Origin of the sequence: Psychrobacter sp. S1-30-MNA-CIBAN-0213, assembly GCF_040309845.1 — a bacterium.
Taxonomy (GTDB): domain Bacteria; phylum Pseudomonadota; class Gammaproteobacteria; order Pseudomonadales; family Moraxellaceae; genus Psychrobacter.
This window is the reverse complement of record NZ_JBEOPE010000172.1, coordinates 1-238: the sequence shown is the minus strand read 5'-3', so window position 1 is coordinate 238 and position 238 is coordinate 1. Positions and strand designations below refer to the sequence as shown.

General features: G+C 47.1%; 1 protein-coding gene. It reads right to left on the bottom strand.

Going from position 1 to position 238, the window contains the following annotated elements; all coding sequences use genetic code 11:
• Window positions 1-238, bottom strand: a 238-nt coding sequence (locus AAEY87_RS14385; RefSeq protein ID WP_350657658.1) for a phosphoribosylformylglycinamidine synthase family protein, incomplete at both ends; no start/stop codon positions are given.

The window sequence follows — 238 nt, the reverse complement described above, 5'->3', positions numbered from 1 at the left end:
AAGCAATACCGCGTTCAACACGGTGAACCTGCTTTAAACCACAGTTGTGGGCGATGTCGGTAGCTTTAGATGCCCAAGGTGAAATGGTACCTGGGCGAGGTGTAACAAGTACAAGTTTGCCAGCTGGGGTATGCTCAGCAATAGTTGGACCGTAAGTTAATAGTTTTTCAAGCTTGGTTTGCTCAGAGCTACTCAACGGCGATGTTAAATCGGCAAAGTGAGTATACTCGGCGTATAC